The organism is Rhizobium leucaenae USDA 9039 (assembly GCF_000426285.1).
Classification (GTDB): Bacteria; Pseudomonadota; Alphaproteobacteria; order Rhizobiales; family Rhizobiaceae; genus Rhizobium; species Rhizobium leucaenae.
Genome location: NZ_AUFB01000011.1, coordinates 34394 through 56912, shown reverse-complemented (window position 1 = coordinate 56912; position 22519 = coordinate 34394). Strand labels below are relative to the sequence as shown.

At 58.8% G+C, this 22519-nt stretch carries 23 protein-coding genes and 1 tRNA gene; 6 read left to right on the top strand and 18 right to left on the bottom strand.

The genetic code is table 11. The annotated features are described in order from the left end of the window. Positions 1 to 14: 14 nt before the first annotated feature. From yjfF to pcsA, 10 genes are all read right to left on the bottom strand, one after another. Positions 15 to 983, bottom strand: coding sequence for a galactofuranose ABC transporter, permease protein YjfF (gene yjfF / locus K290_RS0117690; protein WP_028753175.1), 969 nt, complete (start codon positions 981 to 983; stop codon positions 15 to 17). Continuing rightward, positions 980 to 2008, bottom strand: a complete 1029-nt coding sequence (locus K290_RS0117685) for an ABC transporter permease (RefSeq protein WP_028753174.1) — start codon at positions 2006 to 2008, stop codon at positions 980 to 982. The genes yjfF and K290_RS0117685 overlap by 4 nt, the downstream gene beginning before the upstream one ends. Beyond that, entirely contained in the window at positions 2005 to 3528 is a 1524-nt protein-coding gene (gene ytfR, locus K290_RS0117680) for a galactofuranose ABC transporter, ATP-binding protein YtfR (RefSeq protein ID WP_028753173.1), read from the bottom strand. The genes K290_RS0117685 and ytfR overlap by 4 nt, the downstream gene beginning before the upstream one ends. A 131-nt stretch (positions 3529 to 3659) precedes the next feature. Beyond that, entirely contained in the window at positions 3660 to 4622 is a 963-nt protein-coding gene (ytfQ, locus tag K290_RS0117675; protein WP_028753172.1) for a galactofuranose ABC transporter, galactofuranose-binding protein YtfQ, read from the bottom strand. Positions 4623 to 4766: 144 nt separating this feature from the next. Continuing rightward, positions 4767 to 5843 carry a BMP family ABC transporter substrate-binding protein gene (locus K290_RS0117670; protein WP_028753171.1) on the bottom strand — a complete coding sequence of 359 codons (1077 nt, stop codon included), beginning with the start codon at positions 5841 to 5843 and terminating at the stop codon, positions 4767 to 4769. 49 nt (positions 5844 to 5892) lie between these two features. Then, positions 5893 to 6813 carry an ABC transporter permease gene (locus tag K290_RS0117665; RefSeq protein ID WP_028753170.1) on the bottom strand — a complete coding sequence of 307 codons (921 nt, stop codon included), beginning with the start codon at positions 6811 to 6813 and terminating at the stop codon, positions 5893 to 5895. Between the two features lie 2 nt (positions 6814 to 6815). Further along, positions 6816 to 7901, bottom strand: coding sequence for an ABC transporter permease (locus tag K290_RS0117660; protein ID WP_028753169.1), 1086 nt, complete (start codon positions 7899 to 7901; stop codon positions 6816 to 6818). After that, positions 7891 to 9465 (bottom strand): ABC transporter ATP-binding protein, encoded by a 1575-nt coding sequence (locus K290_RS0117655; RefSeq protein ID WP_028753168.1) that lies wholly within the window; start codon positions 9463 to 9465, stop codon positions 7891 to 7893. The genes K290_RS0117660 and K290_RS0117655 overlap by 11 nt, the downstream gene beginning before the upstream one ends. 39 nt (positions 9466 to 9504) lie before the next feature. Next, positions 9505 to 10488 carry a quinone oxidoreductase family protein gene (locus K290_RS0117650; RefSeq protein ID WP_028753167.1) on the bottom strand — a complete coding sequence of 328 codons (984 nt, stop codon included), beginning with the start codon at positions 10486 to 10488 and terminating at the stop codon, positions 9505 to 9507. Positions 10489 to 10500: 12 nt separating this feature from the next. After that, complete coding sequence (gene pcsA / locus K290_RS0117645) at positions 10501 to 11226, bottom strand: phosphatidylcholine synthase (protein WP_028753166.1); 726 nt, start codon at positions 11224 to 11226, stop codon at positions 10501 to 10503. A 213-nt stretch (positions 11227 to 11439) separates the two neighbouring features. Between pcsA and K290_RS0117640 the strand changes: the two genes are divergently transcribed. Continuing rightward, positions 11440 to 12642, top strand: a complete 1203-nt coding sequence (locus tag K290_RS0117640; RefSeq protein WP_028753165.1) for a UbiH/UbiF family hydroxylase — start codon at positions 11440 to 11442, stop codon at positions 12640 to 12642. Here K290_RS0117640 and K290_RS0117635 read toward each other — a convergent pair. Together K290_RS0117635 and K290_RS0117630 are read right to left on the bottom strand one after the other, a co-directional pair. After that, the gene (locus K290_RS0117635; RefSeq protein ID WP_028753164.1) at positions 12619 to 13581 is read right to left on the bottom strand and encodes an AEC family transporter; all 963 of its coding nucleotides are present in this window, start codon (positions 13579 to 13581) and stop codon (positions 12619 to 12621) included. The two genes, K290_RS0117640 and K290_RS0117635, sit on opposite strands and share 24 nt — an antisense overlap. A gap of 44 nt (positions 13582 to 13625) precedes the next feature. Continuing rightward, entirely contained in the window at positions 13626 to 14378 is a 753-nt protein-coding gene (locus K290_RS0117630) for a cytochrome c biogenesis CcdA family protein (protein WP_028753163.1), read from the bottom strand. Between the two features lie 112 nt (positions 14379 to 14490). On the opposite strand from K290_RS0117630, the gene K290_RS0117625 reads away from it, so the two are divergent. Then, the gene (locus K290_RS0117625; protein ID WP_154668627.1) at positions 14491 to 14814 is read left to right on the top strand and encodes a helix-turn-helix domain-containing protein; all 324 of its coding nucleotides are present in this window, start codon (positions 14491 to 14493) and stop codon (positions 14812 to 14814) included. Positions 14815 to 14860: 46 nt separating this feature from the next. Here K290_RS0117625 and K290_RS0117620 read toward each other — a convergent pair. Continuing rightward, positions 14861 to 14936, bottom strand: a tRNA-Lys gene (locus K290_RS0117620). Positions 14937 to 15408: 472 nt separating this feature from the next. On the opposite strand from K290_RS0117620, the gene K290_RS0117615 reads away from it, so the two are divergent. The 4 genes from K290_RS0117615 to K290_RS0117600 all read left to right on the top strand — a co-directional run bounded on the left by K290_RS0117615 (position 15409) and on the right by K290_RS0117600 (position 17267). Beyond that, the gene (locus tag K290_RS0117615) at positions 15409 to 15615 is read left to right on the top strand and encodes a hypothetical protein (protein ID WP_028753161.1); all 207 of its coding nucleotides are present in this window, start codon (positions 15409 to 15411) and stop codon (positions 15613 to 15615) included. Positions 15616 to 15738: 123 nt separating this feature from the next. Continuing rightward, complete coding sequence (locus K290_RS0117610) at positions 15739 to 15996, top strand: GlsB/YeaQ/YmgE family stress response membrane protein (protein ID WP_028753160.1); 258 nt, start codon at positions 15739 to 15741, stop codon at positions 15994 to 15996. 171 nt (positions 15997 to 16167) lie between these two features. Beyond that, positions 16168 to 16374: a hypothetical protein gene (locus K290_RS0117605; protein ID WP_028753159.1), complete on the top strand. Its 207-nt coding sequence runs from the start codon at positions 16168 to 16170 to the stop codon at positions 16372 to 16374. Between the two features lie 278 nt (positions 16375 to 16652). Next, on the top strand, positions 16653 to 17267 hold the full coding sequence (locus tag K290_RS0117600; protein WP_028753158.1) for a GntR family transcriptional regulator: 615 nt from the start codon (positions 16653 to 16655) through the stop codon (positions 17265 to 17267). A 74-nt stretch (positions 17268 to 17341) separates the two neighbouring features. Here K290_RS0117600 and K290_RS0117595 read toward each other — a convergent pair whose 3' ends face one another. From K290_RS0117595 to cysG, 5 genes are all read right to left on the bottom strand, one after another. After that, complete coding sequence (locus K290_RS0117595; protein ID WP_028753157.1) at positions 17342 to 18154, bottom strand: ferredoxin--NADP reductase; 813 nt, start codon at positions 18152 to 18154, stop codon at positions 17342 to 17344. 236 nt (positions 18155 to 18390) lie between these two features. Next, complete coding sequence (locus K290_RS0117590) at positions 18391 to 18903, bottom strand: DUF934 domain-containing protein (RefSeq protein ID WP_028753156.1); 513 nt, start codon at positions 18901 to 18903, stop codon at positions 18391 to 18393. A 10-nt stretch (positions 18904 to 18913) separates the two neighbouring features. After that, positions 18914 to 20587 carry a nitrite/sulfite reductase gene (locus K290_RS0117585; protein ID WP_028753155.1) on the bottom strand — a complete coding sequence of 558 codons (1674 nt, stop codon included), beginning with the start codon at positions 20585 to 20587 and terminating at the stop codon, positions 18914 to 18916. Between the two features lie 7 nt (positions 20588 to 20594). Next, positions 20595 to 20909 (bottom strand): DUF2849 domain-containing protein, encoded by a 315-nt coding sequence (locus K290_RS0117580; protein WP_028753154.1) that lies wholly within the window; start codon positions 20907 to 20909, stop codon positions 20595 to 20597. Positions 20910 to 20912: 3 nt separating this feature from the next. Further along, a complete protein-coding gene (gene cysG / locus K290_RS0117575; RefSeq protein ID WP_172831023.1) occupies positions 20913 to 22355 on the bottom strand; it encodes a siroheme synthase CysG in 1443 nt (480 codons plus the stop codon). Positions 22356 to 22519: the final 164 nt, after the last annotated feature.

Genomic DNA, 22519 nt, shown 5'->3' with positions numbered 1-22519 from the left:
ACTCTGTCCTTCCCTCAGGCGTAACGTCGATTGAAGCGGGAAAGCAGCAGAAGACCCTTTTGCATCAGAATAAACACAAAAAGCAGCAACCCGATCAATATCTTAGTCCACCAACTGGAGAGCGTTCCATCAAAGGTGATGTAAGTCTGGATCAAGCCCTGTATGAGAATTCCGATGAGAGTTCCTCCTACGAACCCTGCTCCCCCCGTCAGCAATGTTCCGCCTATGACCACCGCCGCAATGGCGTCAAGCTCGACGCCAACGGTAGCCAGCGAATATCCTGCCGACGTATAGAGCGAAAAAACGATTCCGGATAGACCGGCGAGAAAGCCGGACAGTGCATAGATCTGGATCGTCGTGCGTCCGACCGGAACGCCCATCAACTGGGCCGTCTGCACGCCGCCGCCGAGAGCATAGACGTTGGCTCCGAAGCGGGTGCGATGCGCCAGGACGACGCCGCCGGCAAAGACGATCAGCATGATACCGCCGATCAGCGTCAGTCGGCCGCCGCCCGGCAGCATCAGATAAAGATCGCTCAGTTGCGAATAGAAATCATGCTCGATCGGGATGCTGTCGATCGACAGGACGAACGCGATACCGCGCGCAAGAAACATGCCCGCCAGGGTGACGATGAAAGGCGGCATGCTGAGATAGTGGATGATCGCGCCCATGGCTGCGCCGAAAATCGTCGTGATCGCCAGGACAAGCGCGAAGGCGAACAAAGGATGGATTGAGGTATCCCGCAGAATGATCGCCAGGAAGACGCCGGTAAAGGCGATGACCGAGCCGATCGATAGGTCGATGCCGCCGGAGAGGATGACGAATGTCATGCCGACCGCGGCAATTCCGAGAAAAGCATTGTCTGTCAGCAGATTGCCGATAACCCGCGTCGATAGCATGTTCGGAAACTGCAGCACGCAGCCCGTATAGGCCAGCAGGAAAATGACGATCGTCACGAGCAGAGGAAGATATTTCGAATTCACTTTGCCTGCTCCTCATGGATCATCTGCGCCGCGCCGCGCCGGCGCCAGAAAAATGACGAGGCGGATTGGAGAGCCGGAGACTGGATGACCAGAATGGTGATGACGATGACGGCCTTGATCACCAGATTGAATTCCGGCGGAAAGCCGGACAGCAGAATGCCCGTATTGACCGACTGGATGATCATCGCGCCGATCAGCGAACCGACGATGCTGAAACGGCCGCCAAGAAGGGAATTGCCGCCAACGACGACAGCCAGGATCGCGTCGAGTTCAAGCCAGAGACCGGCATTGTTGGCGTCCGCCCCCTTGATGTCGGCCGTAATGATGATACCGGCAATGGAGGCGCACAGGCCGCTCAATGCGTAGACCGCGATCAGGAGGACCGGCGTCCGGATACCGGACAGCGTGCTTGCGCGGCGGTTGATGCCTATGGCTTCGACCAGCATTCCAAGAGCCGTGCGCCGAACTAGAGCGATCACCACGAGCGCGGCGACGAGCCAGATCACCACCGGCATCGGCAGGGCGGCAAACGAGCCGCTACCAAGAAAGATCAGCCCGTCATTGTTGAAAGTGAGGATCGTGCCTTCGGTGATTAATTGCGCAATGCCTCGACCTGCCACCATCAGCACCAGCGTCGCGATGATCGGTTGGATATCGAGCGCGGCGACGAGGAATCCGTTCCAGAGCCCACACGCCAGACCGATGCCGATCGTCAACAGCAGCGTATAGGAAAGCGAGTAGCCGGCAACAATGGACGACGCCGCGACAGCGCCGCAAATTGCAATGACCGCACCGACGGACAGATCGATCCCCTTGGTCGCGATGACCAACGTCATGCCAATGGCGAGCAGCGCTACCGGTGCACCACGATTGAGTACGTCTATCAAGCTTCCGTAGAGCCTTCCATTCTGAACTTCCAGATGAAAGAAATGCGGGAACATAATGAAATTCAACAGAAGAATAACCGCGAGCGCGATCAACTGCGGCATCAGCCGGAGCAAGGAGGTTCTGATTGGCGAGCTCATGCGTCCTCCCGCATCTTTTGAGCCGTGGCAATAGCCTCGACGATATTTCCGGCCGTTATCTCACTGCCGGTTAACTCGGCAATATGTTCACGATCGCGCAGGACGATGACGCGCGAACTATAGGCGACAAGCTCCTCGAGTTCGGATGAAATGACCACCAGCGACATTCCCTGCCGGCAAAGATCCTCGATCAATCGGATGATTTCGGCATGGGCACCGACGTCGATGCCGCGTGTCGGCTCATCCAGGATGAGGAAACTCGGATTGGTCGCCAGCCATCGCGCAAGGATCGCCTTCTGCTGGTTACCGCCCGAAAGAAGTCTGATCGGCTTTTCCCGATCGGTCGTACGGATATCCAGCGCCTTGATGTAGCGATCGGCGATGGCGTTCTGCTCGCTGCGCGGCAAGGGCCTTGCCCAGCCGCGCCTTGCCTGCAGCGCCATGACGATGTTTTCGCGGATGGAGAGATCACCGATGATCCCATCGGTCTTGCGGTCTTCCGGACAGAAACCGAAACCGCTCTTGATCGCGGCCCGCGGGTTGGAAAGCGCAATGGTCTTGCCTTCGATCTTTGCCTCACCGCTGTCGGCGCGCTCGACGCCGAAAAGCACTTCGGCGGTTTCCGTACGTCCCGAGCCAAGCAGGCCGGCAATGCCCACCACTTCGCCGACGCGCACCTCCATATCGAAAGGCTTGATCTTGCCTCGCTTGCCGAAATTCGTGAAGTGATATTTGACCGGGCCGCTTTCCGTCTCGCTCTGCTTTACCTTGCTTTCGGTCTCGGCGAGTTCGCGGCCGAGCATCATGGCGATCAGCGTCTGCCGCGGAAGACCGGCCGCATCGCGCGTGCCGACCAAGCGACCGTTGCGGAGAACGGTGATGCGGTCGCAGATTTCGTAAACCTGTTCCAGGAAATGCGTGATGAAGACAATTCCCAGCCCGCGCTGCTTCAATCGCCTGACGATACCGAACAGCATTTCGACTTCATGCGTATCCAGACTCGCCGTGGGCTCATCGAGAATGAGAACCTTACCGGACAGATCAACGGCACGCGCAATAGCGATCACCTGCTGAATGGCGACCGAAAAGCGGTCGAGCTGGTGGGTGACATCGATATCGAGACCATATTGCGACAGCAGATCTCTTGCCATCTTATTCATGACGCGGCTGCTGACCATGCCGAACCGCCGCGGCTGGCGGCCCAGAAACAAGTTTTCCGCGACGCTCAGATTGGGTAGCAGGTTCACTTCCTGATAGACGGTTCCGATACCGAGCTTCTGAGCGGCAAGCGTATCGTGTGGATCGATCTCGGCACCATCGAGAACCAGAGTACCCGCATCCCGGCGATAAGCACCGGTCATGCATTTGATCAAGGTCGATTTTCCGGCACCGTTCTCGCCGAGAAGCGCATGGACCTCGCCGCGCATCAATGTGAAATCGACGTGATCGAGAGCGGTCGAACCGGGGAAATATTTACAAAAACCTGTCGCTGTCAGAAGTCGCTCTACGCCGTGAGCCATGAAGCGCGAATTTCCTTGGAATGAATCAAATTGCGAAAGCGATAGCCGGCGCATTCGGTGGATGCGCCGGCATCTTGCACAGGATATCGCACCGGGACGGCATTGCCGATCCGGTGCGACAGGCTTTCATCTTAATAGCCGAGGTCCTTCTTCTGCTCGTAGACCTTCTGCGGATCATCAGCCTGGGTATAGAGCTTGGATTCCGTCTGGATCCACTTCGGCGGCTCTTTCTTGGTCTTCAGGTAGGCATCGAGCGCATCGAAGGCCGGACCAGCCATGTTCGGCGTCAGCTCCACGGTCGCATTCGCTTCGCCGGCAGCCATGGCCTTGAAGAGATCCGGAACTGAATCGATGGATACGGTCAGGATGTCCTTGCCGGGCTTCAGGCCGGCTTCCTTGATCGCCTGGATGGCGCCGACGGCCATATCGTCATTATGAGCATAGAGCGCGCAGATGTCCTTGCCGCCGTTCTCCGCCTTCAGGAAGCTTTCCATGACTTCCTTGCCCTTGGCGCGTGTGAAGTCGCCGGTCTGGCTGCGAACGATCTTCAGGTTATCGTGGCTCTTGATGGCTTCCTCGAAGCCCTTCTTGCGGCCAATAGCCGGCGAGGAGCCGGTCGTGCCCTGCAACTCGACGATATTGCACTTCTTGTCGCCGACTGTCTTTACAAGCCAGTCGCCGGCAACCTTGCCCTCATGAACCAAGTCGGACGTGACAGCGGTCAGATAAAGGTCTTTCGGCGCGTTGACCGTGCGGTCAAGCAGAATGACCGGGATCTTCGCTTCCTTGGCTTCCTTCAGGACGGAATCCCATCCGGTTTCGACGACGGGTGCCAGCAGGATCGCATCGACGCCCTGCGCGATAAAGGACCGGATCGCCTTGATCTGGTTTTCCTGCTTCTGCTGAGCATCGGCAAACTTCAGGTCGATGCCGCGCTTTGAAGCTTCCTGCTTGGTCAGCGTCGTCTCAGCCGCGCGCCAGCCCGACTCCGAACCGATTTGCGAGAAGCCGACGACAAGCTGCTTTGCCGATGCCGACGTAAACATGCAGGCAGCAAGAATCGTAGCACTAACGAGTGCGGTCTTAAATTTCATGATTATCTCCCAATGGCCTATCTCCTCAGGCCCGCAGTCAAAAAATCATATAGTAATACTTTTGTAAATCGACATTCGATGATGCAGCGCAACAAAAAAGGGCGCTCGAGACGCCCTTTTTCAACCTTGCCGATTTGGCCGAGATCACTTAGAAGCCGGCAGCTTGTCGTCGACGCCTTCGATATAGAAATTCATGCCCAGAAGCGTAGCGTCATCGGCTTTTTCACCAGCTTTCAGCCAGGGCGTGCCGTCCTGCTTGTTGATCGGACCAGTGAAGGGTGCGAGCTCGCCGGACTTGATCTTGGCTTCGGTCTCTTCGGCCATCTTCTTCACGTCGTCAGGCATGTTGGTGTAGGGCGCCATCTTCAGAATGCCGTCCTTCAGGCCGTCCCAGCTCTGCTCGGCCTTCCAAGTGCCGTCAAGCAGCGCATGGACGCGCTTGGAGTAGTAGTTGCCCCAAGTGTCGACGACGGCGGTCAACTGCGCATGCGGACCGGCAGCAATCATGTCGGACGCCTGGCCGAAGGCATGAATGCCGCGCTCTTCGGCCACCTGCATCGGTGCGGTGGTGTCGGTGTGCTGCGTCAGAATGTCGACGCCCTGGTCGACCATCGCCTTGGCCGCGTCGGCTTCCTTGCCCGGGTCGAACCAGGTATTGACCCAGATGACCTTGAGCTTGAAGCTCGGATCGACCGAGCGCGCGCCCTGCTCGAAGGAGTTGATGCCCATCACCACTTCCGGAATTGGGAAGGAAGCGATGTAGGCGGCACCATGATTCTTCGACATCTTGGCGGCGATCTGACCGAGGATATAGCGGCCTTCGTAGAAGCGCGAATTGTAGGTCCCGAGATTCGGGCCTGTCTTGAAGCCGGTCGCATGCTCGAACTTCACTTTCGGGAACTTCGCGGCGACCTTAACGGTCGCATCCATAAAGCCGAACGAGGTGGAGAAGATCAGCGAGCAGCCGGAGCGGGCGAGACGCTCGATCGCGCGTTCAGCGTCCGGGCCTTCCGGAACATTTTCGAGATAAGGCGTATCGATCTTATTGCCGAACTCCTTCTGGATCTGCTGACGGCCGAGATCGTGCGCCTGCGAATAACCGCCGTCCGTGTGCGAGCCGACGTAGACGAAGCAGACCTTAGTCGGGGCCGCTTCAGCCGCGGCAGCGAAGCCGATTATGGCAGCGGCCGTGGTGGCGAGTGCGAGAGCTAGTTTTTTCATGGTTACCCCTGCTGGTTTGATATTACAAAAATTCGTCCGGTTATTGTGTTTAGCGTTCCGGAACGAAGGCCTTGCCGAGCGACGCTGGCGTATTGATCAAGGTCGCGCGGCGATTTTGAGAGATGATGACGAGAACCACAATAGTCGAGGCATAGGGCAACATCGACAGGAATTGTGCGGGGATGCCGACGCCGAAGCCCTGCGCGTGAAACTGCAAGATCGTCACCGCGCCGAAGAGATAGCCGCCGGCCATGACGCGCATCGGTCGCCACGAGGCAAAGACAACGAGCGCCAGAGTCACCCAGCCGCGGCCGGCCGACATGTTCTCGACCCATTGCGGCGTGTAGACCAGCGACAATTGCGCGCCGGCGAGCCCTGCGCAGGCGCCGCCGAACATCACGGCGAGATAGCGCGTGCGGATGACGTCGATGCCAAGGGCATGCGCCGAGCCGTGACTGTCGCCGATGGCGCGCAACTTCAGGCCGGTCCGGCTGCGGAAAAGGAACCAATTGACGCCGATGAGCAATGCGATCGACAGATAGAAAGTCAGGTCCTGTTTGAACAGCACCGGCCCGACGAGCGGAATATCGGAGAGGAACGGAAAGACGATTTCCCGCAACTGCACTCCGGGCACGCTGACATAACCTTCGCCGATCATGCCGGAGAGACCGAGGCCAAGGATGGTGAGCGCCAGACCTGTCGCCACCTGATTGGTCACCAGCGTCAGTGTCAGGAATGCAAACAGCAGAGAAAACAGCGCGCCGCCGACAATGCCGGTGATAAGGCCCACATAGGGCGATCCGCTCATCTGCGCGCCGACGAAGGCGGCGACAGCACCCATGATCATCATGCCTTCGACGCCGAGGTTGAGCACGCCGGAGCGTTCCACCACCAGTTCGCCAAGTCCGGCAATCACAAGCGGTGTCGAAGCCGTGATGATGGTCAGGAGGATCGCTTCAAAGACGCTCATAGTCATGCGGCACCTCCCCGAACCCGCGACCAAACCAGCCGAATCCTATAGTTGATCAGCGTATCGCAGGAGAGCACGAAGAACAGCAGCAGCCCCTGGAAGACGCTCGCCGCCTTGGCGGAGATGCCGGGCGACAATTGCGCGGCCTCGCCGCCGAGATAGGTGAGCGCCAGCACAAAACCGGAGAGGATCGCGCCGAGCGGATTGAGACGCGCCAGGAAGGCAACGATGATGGCGGTAAACCCATAGCCCGGCGATATCGCCGGCTGCAGATGCCCGATCGAGCCGGAAACTTCGGAGATGCCGGCAAGACCTGCCAGAGCGCCGGAGAAGAGAAAGCCGAACCAAACCATTTTCTTCGAAGAAAAGCCGGCGAAGCGCCCTGCCCGTTCCGATTGGCCGAGAACGGTTATCTCAAAGCCTTTCAGCGTGTATTTCATCATGAACCAGGCAAGGATCGCCGCGACGATGGCAAAGACGATCCCCCAATGCGCCCGGCCCGAGTCCGCCCAGATTGCCGGCAATGTCGCCTCCGGCGGAAAATCGATGCTCTGCGGGAAATTATGGCCCTGCGGATCGCGCCAGGGGCCGCGTGAGAGCCAATCCAGGTAGAGCTGCGCGATATAGACGAGCATCAAGCTCGTCAGGATCTCATTGGTGTTGAAATGCGCCTTCAGCAACGCCGGGATGGCGGCATAGAGCGCGCCGCCGACAGCGCCGGCGATGAGCATCAGCGGCAGGACCATCGGCGAATGCCAGTCGGTGAAGACGATCGGAATGTAGGAGCCAGCGACCGCGCCGATGGTGAACTGGCCTTCGGCGCCGATATTCCAGTTATTGGAGCGGTAGCAGACACAAAGGCCGACGGCGATCATGATCAGCGGCCCGGCCTTGATCGCCAGCTCATGCAAAGACCAGACTTCCAGCAGAGGCTCAACGAAGAAAGCATCCAACGCTTCCACAGGATCCTTGCCAAGTACGGCGAACATGATGGTGCCCGCGATCAGCGCCAGCGCAAGAGCAAGCAGCGGCGACAGGAAGCCGAACAGTTTCGAAGCCTGCGGGCGCCTTTCCAATTCAATGCGCATGCATGGGCTCCGAATGCGTCTTTGATTCATGCAGGCCGCCCATCAGGAGGCCGATCTTTTCCCGCGTCAGCTCGCCCGCGGAATAGGCCGGCGACAGTCGCCCTTCGGAAATGACGGCGATGTCGGTAGCCACTTCGAATATTTCGTCGAGATCCTGACTGATGACCAGCACGGCCGAGCCGTTGCGGGCAAGATCGACCAATGCCTGACGGATATGGCTTGCCGCACCCGCGTCGACACCCCAGGTCGGCTGGTTGACGACGAGCACGGTCGGCTGCCGGTCGAGCTCACGGCCGACAATGAACTTCTGGAGATTGCCGCCGGAGAGAGAGCCTGCAGCCGGATCTTCGCCGCTCTTGCGCACGTCCATGGCTTCGGAAATGCGCTTGGTCGCCTGTTTGACCGCGCCACGACGGATCACCTTTAGGAAACCGCCGCCAAGAAAAGCCCGGCGGTCCGATTTGCTGCGAGCGAGCACCAGATTGTCCGATAGCTTCAGCCCCGAAACCGCCGCATGGCCATGACGCTCCTCCGGCACGAAGCCGGCGCCCAGCAGGCGGCGCGTGTTGATACCCTTGGTGCCGACCGCCTGGCCGCGCACCCGAATCAAATCGTCTGAGGATACGGTGTGCTCACCGGAAACGATGTCGAACAGCTCCCCCTGCCCGTTGCCGGCTACGCCGGCGATCGCCAGAATCTCGCCTGCGCGCACGCGCAGCGAAACATCCTTCAACGACATGGCAAAGGGTGTGCGCGCAGGCACGGAAAGGCCGGCGATCTCGAGCTGGATCTCGCCCTTTTTACCAAGCCCTTCATGCTGCACGCTGGCAACATCGCTGCCGACCATCATGCGGGCGAGCGAGCCGGGCGTTTCCTGCCGCGGGTCGCAGGCACCGGTTACCTTGCCATGGCGCAGCACCGTGGCGCGGGAGCAGATGCGTTGCACCTCCTCCAGGCGGTGGCTGATATAGAGCACCGAACGGCCTTCGTCCCGGAGTCGGAAGAGCGTTTCGAACAGCCGGTCGGCTTCCTGCGGCGTCAGCACCGATGTCGGCTCGTCTAGGATAATCAGTCTCGGATTTTGCAGCAACGCACGGACGATTTCGATGCGCTGGCGCTCGCCGACGGAAAGGTCGGCGACATGCGCATAAGGATCGAGCGGCAGGCCATAGGCTTGCGACAGGCTGGCAGCCTCCTCGGCGATCTTGTCGATCGGGATACTGTCATCAAGGGAAAGGGCAATGTTTTCAGCAACCGTCAGCGCCTCGAACAACGAGAAGTGCTGAAACACCATGCCGATGCCGAGCTTGCGCGCTTCGCCCGGCGAGCCGATCGAAACGGGTTGGTCTTGCCACGCGATCTCGCCCTCGGTCGGCTCCAAAACACCGAACAGCATCTTCACCAGAGTGGATTTGCCTGCGCCGTTCTCGCCGAGCAGAGCGTGAATCTCGCCCGGTCGAATTTCCAGATCAATTCCATTGCAGGCAGCAAAGCTACCGAACAGCTTCGTCAGCTTGCGAACCGACAATAACGCACCGGTTGCCGGTACATCGAATGACGACACGTTCCCCTCATTTCCTTCCCACCGTCCTACCTTTCGGATCTATGGGATCAGCAGCGTAGTTCCACTCGTTTTTCTTGTTTCCAAATCCGTGTGCGCGCGCCCTGCATCGCTCAGCGGATAGGTCTGATGAATATTGATACGCACTTTGTTGCTTTGCACAACAGCAAATAATGCGCTGGCGCTGGCTCTTAACTCTTCAGGTGTGCCGACATAGGCAAAAAGGCTCGGACGCGTCGCGAAAAGCGAACCCTTCTGGTTGAGGATGGCGAGATTGAAGTTCTCGATCGGGCCAGAGGATTGACCGAAGGTGACCCACATGCCGCGCGGCTTCAGGCAATCGAGCGAATGCGGGAACGTGTCCTTGCCGATCGAATCGTAAACGACGTCGACGCCCTTGCCGCCCGTAATCTCTCGGACACGATCGGCGAAGCTCTCCCTGCTATAATCGATGACGTGATCATAGCCATGCGCCAACGCCAGTTTGACCTTTTCGGCAGAACCTGCAGTGCCGATGACGGTGCCGGCTCCGAGAGCCTTGGCCCATTGGCCTGCAATCAGCCCGACGCCGCCGGCAGCGGCATGAAACAGCAGCGTCGTTCCGGGGCCGACCTTAAAGGTGCGATTCAGCAAATATTCGGCCGTCATCCCCTTCAGCATCATCGATGCGGCGGTTTCGAGCGGGATATCGTCAGGCACCTTGACCAGATGGCGGGTTTCTATGTTGCGCGCGACGCTATAAGCGCCGTCGCTGCCGACATAGGCGACGCGATCGCCGACGGCAAAATCGGTTACGCCAGGCCCGACTTCAATGATTGTGCCCGCCGCTTCCTTGCCGAGCGGCAGAGGAAAATAGGGCGCCTTGTAGACACCCGAACGGAAATAGACATCTATGAAATTGAGGCCAATCGCAGCATGACGGATCTGCACCTCGCCGGCGCCCGGAGACGGCAGGTCCACATCCTCGAATTTCATGACGTCCGGACCGCCATTTTCGTGAATGTGAATGGCCTTAGTCTTCTTCATGACACGCAATCCTCATTGACGCCCGAGGGACGGGAAAAACTGCAGTACGGCGCCGATGCAATAAAGATAGATGCCGCTGACGATAAACAAGATAACTGCCCATTGCGGCATGACGAAATACATGAGCAATGAATATATTCCGAGCGCGGACCAAAGCAGGAATATGCCGAGATTGAGCGGCCGCAGCCGCTTGACCCGCACCGGATGCAGGAAATTAATCGGCAGGAATGTCAAAACAACCGAAACGCCGACCAGCACCATGGCGGTCGTCGCGCTGGCGTCGATGACGAAGAGCGTAAAGACGATCATGTTCCAAACGACCGGGAAGCCGGAGAAAAAATATTCCTCCGTCTTCATGCCCATGTCGGCATAATAAATGGCACTGGAGACGACGATCATGCCTGCGGCGACAAAGGACCAGGGCTCACCGATCATGCCCTTTTCATAGAGCGCGAAGGCGGGCAGAAGCACATAAGTCACATAGTCGATGATGTTGTCGAGTGTGTCGCCGGACCAATTCGGCAACACTTCCTTGACTCTGACCTTACGGGCGATCGGCCCGTCAATGCCGTCCACAAGCAATGCCAGCCCCAGCCACCAGAACATATCGACGAAGCGATGTTCGGCCGCTGCAACAACCCCGAGAAAGGCAAGGAACGAGCCGGATGCCGTTAATATATGTACGGAAAAGGCACGGATCTCCGCGTAAGGCACCCGCTTATAATTGAAGATTTTCATCCGCCCCGATACTCGCCTGCTTATCCACCTGCCCCGGCAGGCGATTTTTCTTTCTAATATGCATCCTTTGCGCGGCGCTGCCAGCGCAAAAACGTCCATGTGCCACAGGCTAGCGCGAGTTCCTGTCATTTTCACCCGCTGCGATGTTTCATCCCATGGATTTCAACAGGCTAAGCGTCTATTTTCAGAAAGAAAGACAATTGAGGCATCGATATGAAGCAGGTTGAAGTAGCCGTCATCGGCGGCGGTCTCACGGGCATGATCGCGGCGATCGCCTTAGCGCGCGGTGGACGGGCCGTTGCCCTCGTGGCTCAGCCGCATAACAAGGCCGACCGGCGGACGACGGCGCTGATGGACCAGTCGATTCGCTTCCTGGAGCGGCTGGCGCTGTGGGATAGGATTGCGCCTTCCACTGCGCCCCTGAACACAATGCAGATCATCGACGGCACGACACGGCTGCTGCGTGCGCCGACCGTGGCCTTCCGCGCCTCCGAAATCGGCCTCGACGCATTCGGCTACAATATTCCGAACGCCGCACTGCTAAGCGCTCTCAGCGAAGCCGTAAAGGCAGAAGGCAATATCACGCTTATCGAGATGGCGGCTTCCGAGGTGACCGTCCGCGACGATGGCGTCACCATCACTCTCGAAGACGGCGATATCGTTGAAACGGCTTTCGTCGTCGGCGCGGACGGACGCAATTCGATGGTGCGGGAAACGGTGGGGATCAAGGTCAAGACGTGGTCCTATCCGCAATCGGCCACGGTGCTGAACTTTGCGCATTCGCTGCCGCATCAAAACATCTCGACGGAGTTCCACACCGAAAGCGGGCCCTTCACCCAGGTCCCCCTGCCCGACAATCGCTCGAGCCTTGTCTGGGTGCAAAAGCCGGCGGAAGCGGCCGCCAATTCGGAAAGATCGCTGGAGGACCTCGGCCGCCTCATCGAGGAGCGCATGCAATCGATGCTCGGCAAGGTCACGGTCGAGGACAGCGTGCAGGTCTGGCCGCTCTCCGGCATGACGGCCTATCGCTTCGGCAAGGGTCGGGCCGCGCTGATCGGCGAAGCCGCGCATGTTTTCCCGCCGATCGGCGCGCAAGGGCTGAACCTTAGCCTGCGCGATATCCTAACGCTCGTCGAAATTCTCGCAAGCCCGACCGGACAGCCGATTTCAGCATCTGCCGGCGACAGTTTCGACCGCCGCCGCCGCGTCGATATCATCAGCCGGACGGCGAGCGTCGATCTGCTGAACCGCTCGCTGCTTTCGGATTTCCTGCCCGTCCAGATGCTGCGAGCAGCAGGGCTGCATGTCCTTTCAGCCATTCCGCCATTGCGCAACATCGTCATGCGCGAAGGCATCGAGCCGGGAGGCGGCTTGCGCGGCTTTCCGTCGATGCTACGGGAAAAGCTGCGCCGGTAAGGCGCCGGACTTGATCAAATAAAGCACCAGCGAAACCGTTACCACCGAACAAGCGGTGGTGATCAGGATCGTCGCGGAGGCCCGCTCCTGCCAGGCGCCATATTGCTGGCCGACGACAAAGACATTCGTCGCCGTCGGCAAGGCGGCGAGCAGCACTGCCGATTCGATCCAGATTGGATCGAATCGGCCGACCGCCTGTAGCACGACATAGACGATCAGCGGATGCAGAATGAGCTTGACCGGCACGATGTAGCCGATCTCGGCCGGGATGCGTTTCAGCGGCCGCAGCGCCAATGTCACGACCATGGCGAACAAGGCGCAGGGTGCGGCCGCCTGTGCGAGATAGTCGACGAAGCGCTGCAAGGCGACCGGCTGGCTGAACGAAAAGGCAGCAGCGGTAAAGCCGAGGGCGGTCGACAGGATGAACGGGTGCAGCAGCACCTTTCTCGCAATGTCGGCAGCAAGCGTCCATGGCGAACGCTTATCGCCGCCCTCGATTGCCATCAGCGCCGGCGCAACGATGAAATGCAGCGCATTTTCGAAGCAGACGACCAGGGCGACGGGTACGGCGGCCTTCTCGCCAAGCGCCAGCAGCGCCAGGCCCGGCCCCATGTAGCCGATATTGCCGTAAGCGCCGGCGAAAGCCTGGATCGTGCTATCACCGAGCGAGTTGCGCCGCAGGAAGCATCCGACCAGGAAGAGCAATAGGAAAATCAGATAGGTCGCGGCAATATCGGTAATGATAAAATCCACGCGCGTCAGCTGTTCGATCGGCGTTTTCGAGACGAGCTTGAAGAACAGGGCCGGCAGCGCGGCATAGATGATGAAGGTATTGAGCCAGCCAAGCGCCTCGGCCGACTGTTTCGTGATGCGGACGGCAATGTAACCGATCACGATCAGACCGGAGAACGGCAGCAGCAGACCGACAATGTCAGCCATCAGGCATGTCCATTTTGGATGATTGGAAAGGAGGCGGAAGCTGCTTAGCCGATTTGCATCAGGATTGGAAAGGTCTGCTGGAACCAGATCGCCATGTCGCTGACATAGCCGAAGATGAACGCGAGGCCGGTCAGCACGAGCAGTCCGCCCATGACCTTCTCGACCGTGCCAAGGTGGCGCCGGAAGCGGACAAGAAAGCTCATGAAGGCGCCGGAAAAACCGGCGGCGATCCAGAAGGGGATGGCAAGGCCGAGCGAATAGATGGCAAGCAGCCCGGCGCCGGCGCCGATCGTCTCGCGCGAAGCCGCAACGCCGAGGATTGCGCCGAGTACCGGGCCGATGCAGGGCGTCCAGCCAAACGCGAAGGCAAGGCCCATGATATAGGCGCCCGTCAGCGTCGCCGGCTTGCCGCCACCCTGGAAGCGGGCCTCGCGGGCGAGAATGCCCAGCCGGAAAACGCCGAGGAAATTCAGGCCCATGACGACGATGATCAGGCCGCCTATTTTCGCCAGAAAATCAAGATGCTGGCGCAGCAGAATGCCGATCGAGGACGCGCCAGCGCCAAGCGCGATGAACACGGTCGCAAAGCCGAGGGTGAAGAACAGCGCCGAAAACAGGACATTGCCGCGAACGCTTGGCCCGGTCGCAACGGCAGCACCGCCGCCGCGGAATTGCTCGACGGAAATGCCGGCCATATAGCAGAGATAAGGCGGCACCAGCGGTAGCACACAGGGCGAAAGAAACGAAAGCGCTCCGGCGAGCAAGGCACTCAGAAGCGAGATATCGGCAAGCGACACGATAGACTCCGGCTATGTCATTCAGCCGTCTTACTAGCGTTGCAGTGGCCGGAAGGCCAATCACCTTTTCGCGGGTGGCAGGCGCGACGCTTGCGGTCATACCGAATAAAGCTTGTTTGATATACTGCTAATATCCGAATTTACTCGTAGCAACATTGACGTCATTGCTTCCAGCTCTCCAATGATTGCAAGGGAGCGTGTCATGGCGCCTGTTGATACAGAGCATTCCGAAACCTCAGCGGTCGAAAATTCCCTCTCCGTCAGCATGGTGCCGGCGCACGATTCGTCGCCCAATGCCATGAGGCATAAGGAGCAAAGCGTATTTCGCCTGAAAGCCGAGGGAAAATCGATGGATTGCATCGCTCAAGAGGCGGGCGTCAGCCGATCAACCGTGACCAGAATCCTGCGCTATGTCGAACGAGCATCCGCCGGCTAGCAGGCCGCGAGGTACGACAGCTTTAATAGACTGATTTTTTGAATTTTGGTGAGAGCGATGGGATTCGAACCCATGACCTACTGATTAAAAGTCAGTTGCTCTACCGGCTGAGCTACGCTCTCCCCGTCCGCGGATGATCGCACCCCGGCTGGAAGTGCGCGGAACATATGCAGACGCCCCATTGCGGTCAACCCATAAAATCGCGGTTGCGACGACGTCCAATGCTTTTCCGCCTATCGAAGTGGTGAAACCTGCCTGTTTCGGCGCGCAGATCGGAGCTCGGCCCCACGAAAGTCCGTCTCTCTTTGCAAAAGCAGCGACCAATCGTTTTGATGATAGGCGCGCCACAATTCCTCAATTTAAGAATTATCCCATAGATTATTCTTGCCTTTTCGGAAGATTGCCGCAAACTTTTTGGGGATCGACTACGCCTTTCTTATTCAAACGAATGACTCGGCGAGCGCCACTTCAGAATGTTACCACTGTTTTGATAGGATGATTTTCAACAAACACGGCATTGTTGAATACTAGCCTGAATTGTTACGACATCTGTTCGGTATCAGGTTTGAGCCGGCACTGGGGTCGAGGGCGCCAATGAAGCAGAAATCCGAACTGGACAAATGGTGCAAGGCACAGGAGCAATTTCTGCGTTTTCATCTACATTGTCTGACGCAAGGCCGCATCCGCGTACATGCCGTCCAAAACAACCGGTTCATCGATACGACCGATGAAATTGCCGAGGATATCAGAAAGCAGCTTGCCGATCTCAAAGCGTGCCTCGGCGCACCGGAACAACCGTGATACTTTTCCTCAATAGTCGCGATCAACGGTTCGCAACCCAGACGCAATGATTTGCGGCCCGAATCGCTTTTGGTGTATATCGGAAAGTAATAGCAACCTGCCGATTCCCTCAGGAGGATCTTTATGGAAGACGCACACGTCGGTTGGATCGCAGCAATCATTATTGGCGGCATCGCCGGTTGGCTCGCTGAAAAGCTCATGGAAAGCAACATGGGCGTCATCATGAACATCATCCTCGGCATCGTCGGCGCAATTGTTGCGAGTTGGCTCCTCGGAGCCCTGCACATCGCATTGCCGTTTCACGCGTGGCTCAACTATCTGATCACCGGTTTCATCGGTGCCTGCATCCTGATCTTCGTCGGTCGATTGATCAGACGATAGTCGCGCGCCACGCGTAGAACGCCGTCTGGACAGAGATGATCAAAGGGAAGATGGGATAAACTCATCTTCCCTTTTTTATTGTATTTATGTGAGATTTTGACTTGCACAACCCTTTTCAACCTCATCCGCAGCCCTAGCTTTTATTAGTAGACGGAAGAGGAGGTTGGAAGCATGACCCAAAGCGCCAATCAGACGCCGGGCCGGAAAGTAATACGCGGTCGCCCCTATAGCATCGCCGAATTCGCACGAAAATATCGACTCGACGACAAGGAAGCTAAGCGGCTGTTCGATAAGTTCGGACCATCATCGACTGAACTCGACTTGCTGATGGCGGCCAAGCGGAAGCCGCCGAGCCTTTCCTCCGCAATCGGCTATTGACGCCATTATCGCGGTCACAGAATGCCGGGCTCTCCTTCGCCCGGCCCTTGACCTCGGACTTCACCAAATCACAACTTCCATTGCGCGGCACGCTTCCTGGCTGGTGCCTGATACGGCAATGACTTTGCTGCGTGTTTCGCGACAGCAGCAGGTACCCGGCGCGGCCTGTCGACTAGAGTGTACCCGGCCTGCACTGGCCTTTCTCGATATATCACGTTCGCTTGCCATGGCGAGAACGGCATGGCAACTTTGTGATATATCAATGGAATCGGCCGAGAATGCAGAATTCGCAAAGCCACCTCGCCTATCTCGCTCTCGAGCATCGGATCGTGACGCTAGTCTTGAAACCAGGGGCGCTGGTGACGGAGAAGCAACTGATCGAATTGGCGGGTCACGGGCGCACGCCGGTCCGCGAGGCGATTCAGAAGCTGGCGTGGCAAGGGCTGATCCACATAAGGCCGCGCGTCGGATTGCAGATCGCAGAGGTTCGGCCGGAAGACCACATGCATGTCATGCAGGTCAGGCGCGAACTCGAACCTATCGCCGCATCACTGGTCGCCAGTCAAGCCACCGAGGAACAGCGGGAACAATTGCTGGAATGCGCCCGGCTGATGACCGATTGCGCCGCAACGCGCGATCTGCCTGGCTTCTTTGCCGCTGACAAGGCATTCGATGAAATTCTCGAAGATGCCTGCCCGAACGGCTTTATCACGGCCGCTCTCGGCCCCGTGCAGACCCATTCGCGCCGGCTCTGGTATTCGACCGCGACACCAGATGCCATGGACCGTTCGATCGCGCTGCATGTCAGCGTCATCAAGGCTATCCATAGGGGCGATAGCGAAGATGCCCGAAAGACGATGGCGACGCTGATCGATTATCTCAGCGATAGATGAAAAAAGCGGCCTCGCTATCGAGACCGCCTTTCCTATTGCGATATCGCCGATCCGAAAGTGGTTCAGCTTTTACTTCAGCCGACGAAGGCGCGTTCGATGACGAATTCGGCCGGCTTGCTGTTGGCGCCTTCGCTGAAACCCGCCTTCTCAAGCAGATCCTTGGTATCCTTCAGCATGGCCGAGGAGCCGCAGATCATGCCGCGATCGATCGCCGGATCCAGTGCGGGAACGCCGAGGTCGGTGAACAGCTTGCCGTTTTCAATAAGATCGGTAATGCGGCCCTTGAAGGGAAACTCTTCGCGGGTGACCGTCGCATAGTGGCGCAGCTTGTCGCCGACGACTTCGCTCAGGATTTCATCGTTGCGGATTTCCTCGACGAGGTCAAAGCCGTATTTCAACTCCGCGACATCACGGGTCGTATGGGTGAGGATCACTTCCTCGAACTTTTCATAGGTCTCAGGGTCGCGGATCAGGCTGGCAAAGGGCGCAATGCCGGTGCCGGTCGAGAACATGTAAAGCCGCCTGCCGGGCGTCAGCGCATCGAGCACCAGCGTACCGGTCGGCTTCTTGCGCATCAGCACCTCGTCACCCGGCTTGATGTTCTGCAGATGCGAGGTCAGTGGACCGTCCGGCACCTTGATCGAGAAGAATTCAAGCTCATCGGCCCAGGCGGGGCTCGCGATCGAATAGGCGCGGTAAAGCGGCTTGCCATCGACCATCAGGCCGATCATCGCGAACTCGCCCGAGCGGAAGCGGAAACCCTGCGGCCGGGTCATCGTAAAACGAAAGAGCCGGTCGGTATAATGCGTCACGCTCAGCACCTTCTCGGCAAAGACACCGGCGGGCACTGCGGAAACAAATTCTTCGGTCTTGGCGGGGGCGTTCATTCGGTATCGGATCCCGTATTCGTCTTACACGTCATTCTTGGCAGGCTGCCTTTCGGGAGGCTGATATTATAATATAGCCCGGATTTAAAGGTATTCTATTCCATCACACGGCGCCGGCATAAAATATGCGTGTTCCGGTCAAGATTCACGCCATCATGTCAGCCATATATAGTCACTAGAATGCGGCAATCCGATGTATCTCGCATTGCCGCCACTCCTGGGGCTGGAAAGCCGCATCAGGCCGTTTTGGCGGCCTGACGGCGCCAACTATAGGCCTGGCCACCTTCGGCATGCCGGGCGGTCGGCTGATAGTGATGCGGAATGCCCGGCAGGCGTTGTTCCGAAAGCCGCTTCAGCGCCGTCTCGTTGGTGACCGCAAAACTGTCGATACCGACCCGCAGCATCAATGGGATCTGGTCGATCAGCACGTCGCCAACCGCGCGCAGCTCGTTGGTGTAGCCGAGGCGCTCGCGCAGCAGCGAGGCGTGGCTGAAGGCACGGCCATCATTGAAAGCCGGGAACGCTACGGCGATGATCTCCAGGCGATCGAGATAAGGCTCCAGCCGGGTCACATCGTCAGCCGGCTTGATCAACACGCCGAGCCCGACATCGTTGCTTTCTTCGGCCTTGGCAATCAGGGCGTCGAGACTGAGCAGCGGCTTCTGCTCTTCCGTCGCCTTCAGCTCATCGGTCTCGATGATCCAGGGATCGTTTGCGACAAAACCGTTTTCCCGCCAAATCTTCGTCATGGCCATCTCCTCACGCCGCTTCGGCCGCTGCCGAGCCGTAGAGTGCATCCTTGAAAGGCTGCGGTCCGACGCGGCGATAGGCGGCAAGGAAGGTTTCGGAAGGCTCCAGGCGCAGGCCGAGATAGGTATCGACAATCGTTTCGATAGCGTCGGTCACCTTTTCCGGCTCGAAACCGCGGCCGATGATCTCACCGATCGAGGTATGCTCGTCGCCGGAGCCGCCGAGCGTAATCTGATAGAGTTCCGCACCCTTCTTCTCGACACCGAGCAGGCCGATATGGCCGACATGGTGATGGCCGCAAGCATTGATGCAACCGGAAATCTTGATCTTCAGCTCACCGATCTCGGCCTGACGCTCGGCCGAACCAAAGCGCCTGGAGATTTCCTGCGCAACCGGGATCGAACGGGCATTGGCGAGAGCGCAATAGTCGAGCCCCGGACAGGCGATAATATCGGTGATCAGGCCGGCATTGGCGGTTTCGAGGCCGGCGGCGACGAGGGCGCGATAGACGGCTTCGAGATCGGCCAACGCCACATGCGGCAGGATCAGATTCTGCTCGTGGCTGACGCGGATTTCATCGAAGGCATATTCTTCGGCGATATCGGCGACTACGTCCATCTGCGCATCCGAAGCATCGCCCGGAATACCGCCGATCGGCTTTAGCGAGATTGTCACCATGCCGTAGTCGGGATTCTTGTGCGGCTGCACATTCTGCCCCACCCAGCGGGCAAAGGCCGGATCGGCCTTCTTCCAGCGGGCGAGATTTTCCCAGCCTTCGGCGCGCTCCGGCAGAGCCGGCGGTGCGAAATAGGTCGCGATCGCCTGAACGTCGGCCTCAGGAAGCTTCAGTTCCGTGTCTTTCAGGTTCGCAAACTCGGCCTCGACCTGGCGCGCCAATTCCTCAGCTCCGGTTTCGTGCACGAGGATTTTGATGCGCGCCTTGTATTTGTTGTCGCGGCGGCCGTGCAGATTGTACACGCGCACGATGGCGGTCGTGTAGGACAGCAGGTCTTCTTCCGGCAGAAACTCGCGGATCAGCTTGGCAACCATCGGCGTGCGGCCCTGCCCGCCACCGACATAGACGGCAAAGCCGATCTCGCCCTTGTCGTTTTTCTTCAGGTGCAGGCCGATGTCGTGCACCTGGATGGCGGCACGGTCGCGCTCGGCGCCGGTAACGGCGATCTTGAACTTGCGCGGCAGGAAGGAGAATTCCGGGTGAACGGAGGACCACTGGCGCAGGATTTCCGCATAGGGACGCGGGTCGGCAACCTCGTCGGCGGCGGCACCGGCAAAATGGTCGGCCGTGACGTTGCGAATGCAATTGCCTGACGTCTGGATGGCGTGCATCTCGACGGAAGCGAGCTCAGCAAGCACGTCGGGTATATCGGACAGCTTCGGCCAGTTGAACTGCAGGTTCTGGCGGGTGGTGAAATGGCCGTAACCGCGGTCATAGGTGCGACCGATATGCGCGAGCATGCGCACTTGGCGCGAGCTCAGCGTGCCATAGGGAATAGCAATGCGCAGCATATAGGCATGGAGCTGCAGATAAACGCCATTCATCAAACGCAGCGGCTTGAATGCATCTTCCGAGAGCTCACCCGAAAGGCGCCGCTGCACCTGATCGCGGAACTGCGAAACCCGTTCCGCAACAAAGGCTTGGTCAAATTCGTCGTAACGATACATGATTTCCTCAGACTGCAATGAATTCCGGATCGGCCGCGGCATAGCCCGGCGCGTATTCCATCGTGGGACCTTCGGCGCGGATGCGCTCACGCAGGCGCAGCGGCCAGAGCTTGCCACCGGTTTCCTGAACGTCGATCAGGTTGACGTCGACAACCTTGTTGTCGGCATAAGCCTGCTTGCCGATCGCCTCGAGGGCGGCTTCCGCCTCGGCATGGCGGGCGACGAGCGCCTCCTGCAGCGAGGTCGCCCACGCACCATTGGCATCCAACCAGACGGCAATGCCATCGGTCAGCCGGTTTGCGGTCAGAACCTTGTCGACCATGGATCAGCTCCTTGCAAATTCTTGAGCCACGATCTCCTGACGGACCAGCGGCTCGGACTGTTCGAAATTGGCGCCGGCGACGGCGTCGCCGATGATAACCATGACCGGGCCGCTCAGCTCATCGCGATGCTCCAGGTCCGGCAGATCTTTCAGCGTGCCGTGCATGAGACGGCGGTCGCGGCGGCTGGCATTCTCGATGACGGCGACTGTGGTCTCGGGCGGAAGCCCGGCTTCCATCAGACGACCGGCCACGGAAGCGGCGACCGTGCGGCCCATGTAGACGGCGATGGTTGCGCCCGAAATGGCGAGGCTTGCCCAATCCGGCCGGACGTCGCCGGTCAGGTCGTGACCGGTGGTGAAGACAAGCGACGAGGCAACGCCGCGTAGCGTCAACGGCAGCTCGAAATCGGCAGCCGCTGCAAAGGCCGAGGTGATGCCCGGAACGACCTCATAGGTAATACCGGCAGCGCGGAGGGCAGCCATTTCCTCGCCCGCCCTGCCGTAGACCAGCGGATCGCCGGACTTCAGCCGTACGACGCGCTTGCCATCCCGGCCAAGCTGCACCAACAGTTCATTGATCTCTTCCTGCGATTTGGTATGGCAGCCCTTGCGTTTGCCGACGGAAAGACGTTCGGCGTCACGGCGGCCCATATCGACGATCGCCTGCGGGACGAGCGCGTCATAGACGATGACATCGGCTTCCATCATCACTCGTTGCGCGCGCAGCGTCAGCAAATCTTCCGCGCCGGGACCGGCGCCGACCAGCCACACATGGCCCTCGACCTTGTGCATCGAGTGCAGCAAACTGTCGGCGGCGCGTTCCGCCTGTAGCAAATGACCGGCACTGACGGCGTCGGCGACGGGACCGGAAAAGAAGCGGCGCCAGAAGACGCGGCGGGCGACGCCGCGCGGGACAAGGCGATCGACGGATTTGCGATAGCTCGTCGCCAGTTCCGCAAGCTTGCCGAGCGAGGGTGACAGCAACTGGTCGATCTGCGCGCGGATCATCTGCGCCAGCACGGGGCCGGCGCCTTCAGTGCCTATAGCGACGGCGACCGGGGCACGATTGACCAGCGCCGGCGTATAGAAATCGCAATAGTCGGGCTGATCCACGGCGTTTGCCGGAATTTTTGCGGTACGGGCAGCGTCGACGATCGCGCGGTCGGCCTCGGCATCGCCGGTGGCGGCGAACACCAGGGCAGCGCCCTCGACCTGATCCGGCGAAAAAGCAGCTCGTACGGTCTCCATGCGATTGGCGATCAGGAATGAATGATAGTCGGCTTCCGGCGTCTGCGCATAGGCGACGATCTTCGCCTGCGTATTCATCAGCAATCGCGTCTTGGCAAAGGCTTCATCACCATTGCCGAAGACAGCCGCGATCCTTCCTTCCACGCGAAAGAAGGCGGGAAACACCGAAAGCTGTTGAGTCCTGGGAGGCATTATCATTCCACTTCGAGATTGCCCGAATATCACCTTAGCGGCCAGGAGATTGAAGAAACAGAAATTCTAATGCTCCGCCGAGTCCGTATTCTTTTGCTCGACATCTCTTCGATTTGAGCAAAACTCACCAGCCAGTCAGAATAGCATAAATACAGGAAATCCATAGACTT